General features: G+C 68.0%; 1 protein-coding gene. It reads right to left on the bottom strand.

The window, feature by feature from the left end:
- Positions 1-344 (bottom strand): lipase family protein (locus A7A76_RS19970; RefSeq protein WP_428995201.1); only part of this gene is annotated, 344 nt, incomplete at both ends.

The following is a 344-nucleotide window of genomic DNA, read 5'->3' on the forward strand; positions in this document are numbered from 1 at the left end:
TAGACCTTGACCTCGCCGTAGTGATGGCTGGCGGAGCTGACGAAGTCGGCCGCCATGACGTGGTTGACCACATCGCGGCCGCCTTCGGGGATGCGCTGGTCGAGGCTCGCCGCGCCGTAGGCGTTGAAGGTCTCGCCGTGCAGCCCGTATTTGGCCGCGGCGATCTGGGCGAGGCAGCCGCCGAGGGAGTGGCCGGTGACGGTGACCTCGGTGCCTTGGGCTCGCGCAAGGTTCATCGCCCGCTCCGTCAACGCCAGCGCGTCCTTGGCCTGCTGGTTCGTCCGCGTGGCGACCATGCCGCCGTCGGCGCGCAGGACGTCGTCGATGAATTCTTCCTTGAACTC

Origin of the sequence: Lysobacter enzymogenes, from assembly GCF_017168095.1 — a bacterium.
Taxonomy (GTDB): domain Bacteria; phylum Pseudomonadota; class Gammaproteobacteria; order Xanthomonadales; family Xanthomonadaceae; genus Lysobacter; species Lysobacter enzymogenes_D.